Here is a 1,799-nt window from a genome sequence, read left to right on the forward strand (position 1 = left end):
GCTTAACCAGGCGATCGAGCGGGTGTTCGGCGACTGTTTCCTCGGCGAGCGTGCCCAGGCCCTGGTCAGCCACCTGGCCGCGAGCCAAAGCCACGCCACCGGTGCCACTTTAAGCTGCCATCCGCAGCTGTTTGCCCAGCTGCACGCGTGGGTCGCCAGCAGTCGCTTTGCCGCGTTGTGGCAGTTGCGCGAAGACAATGCGATGCCGATTGATGCGCTGCGCCTGAGCAGTGAGGCTGGGGAATTCGACCTCGACTGGGCAAGCTTGCAGCGTTGCATGCTCGCCCCGGGTGACTGATCAAAACCGGGCTTTTTTTCTGCTGTGAATTGATCGAAAGCGTGGAACCTGTGCCGGGGTTTGTTCCACTCACTTTGTAACAAAATTCATGGAGCCCCCCGCATGATCAGCTTCAAGTCTCTGCAAACCCACCTTGAGCACAACTTCACCCGCAATCAGGGCAGCACCGACACGGCTGCGCTGGACGCAGAAGACACGGCGTCTCCCGAAGACTTTCGAGCCTTCGCCGATGCGGCGCAGAAGATGGCCACCACCACGTCGGTGATGAACGAAGGATTGCGTGCCGAGCACGGCATTACCAAGTCGATCATCGATGGAATTCAGTGATTTCGTCGCCGTCCTGACCCAATGGTTCGAGCAGCCCGGCGGCGCGCCGCTGGATTGCTGGATCGATGACGCCAACGCACGGTTGTCGCGTGTCGAAGACGGTTTGCGCTGCAGCATCGACGTCCTCGACCCCTATGACGCCAGCGCCCCGGAGCGCCTCATGGCCATCCTCAGCCTGGGCGGGGCCAGTGTGGCCTGTCACTGCGACGGTGCGTTGGCCATGGACCCCGAGAGCCAATGCCTGGTGCTGGTGCATTGGCTGGCGTTGCCGTGCGCGATTGATGCCGTGCTGGGCATCCTGCAAAGCCTCTCCAACCAGCGTGAGGCGATGCTTAGCCTGATGCACAAAAGCGTGCTTGATTCGCACCCTGCCGAGTCCCGTGCCATAACCCCCAACTGGCTCCCCGGAGTGTGATATGCAGAAGGCCCACCGCTGGTTGCCGTGGCTATTGATGTGGATGAGTGCCTCGGCGTTCGCGGCAGTGCCGCCGAACTGGAAGCACGTGGCGTATTCCTATGACGCGCAGCAAACCGACCTGTCCACCACGTTGCAGGCCTTCGCCAAGGAGTTTGGTATCGGGCTTGAGATGGCGCCTATTTCCGGCGTGGTCGATGGCCGCATCCGTGCCGCCAGCCCCGAGGCTTTTCTCGATCGCTTGGGCCAGGAGCATCATTTCCAGTGGTTCGTCTACAACGACACGCTGTACGTCAGTAACACCAGCGAGCAGACGTCGGCACGCATCGAAGTCTCCCCGGATGCGGTGGATGACCTCAAGACAGCGTTGAGCGATGTGGGTTTGCTGGACCCCAGGTTTGGCTGGGGCGCGCTGTCGGACGATGGCGTAGTGCTGGTCAGTGGCCCGCCGCGTTACGTGCAGTTTGTGCGCGAGTACAGCAAGACCGTCGACAAGCCGGATGAAAAGCAGGACGTGGTGGTGCTGCCGCTGCGTTACGCCAACGCCGCCGACCGCAGCATCAAGTACCGTGACGAGACGCTGACGGTTGCCGGTGTGGCGAGCATCCTTCAGGACCTGCTCGACACCCGCTCACGGGGCGACTCGATCAATAACCTTAACTTGCTGCAAGGCGCCGGGTTGGGTGGCGGGTTGGGCACGGCGCTGGGCACCGGTTCCTCGGGCACCAGCAACAACTACGGCGGCACCCCGTATGGCGG

At 62.1% G+C, this 1,799-nt stretch carries 4 protein-coding genes; all 4 read left to right on the forward strand.

The window, feature by feature from the left end:
* A partial coding sequence (locus WBB95_RS21615) for an HrpE/YscL family type III secretion apparatus protein (RefSeq protein WP_424489425.1) occupies positions 1 to 298 on the forward strand: 298 nt, incomplete at its 5' end.
* Between the two features lie 102 nt (positions 299 to 400).
* Entirely contained in the window at positions 401 to 625 is a 225-nt protein-coding gene (locus WBB95_RS21620; RefSeq protein WP_064455080.1) for a type III secretion protein, read from the forward strand.
* Complete coding sequence (locus WBB95_RS21625; protein WP_424489426.1) at positions 612 to 1,040, forward strand: type III secretion protein; 429 nt, start codon at positions 612 to 614, stop codon at positions 1,038 to 1,040. Before WBB95_RS21620 ends, WBB95_RS21625 begins: the two co-directional genes overlap by 14 nt.
* Before the next feature lies 1 nt (position 1,041).
* Positions 1,042 to 1,799 (forward strand): secretin N-terminal domain-containing protein (locus tag WBB95_RS21630; RefSeq protein WP_424489427.1); only part of this gene is annotated, 758 nt, incomplete at its 3' end.

It is taken from the genome of Pseudomonas sp. (assembly GCF_049645325.1).
Lineage (GTDB): Bacteria > Pseudomonadota > Gammaproteobacteria > Pseudomonadales > Pseudomonadaceae > Aquipseudomonas.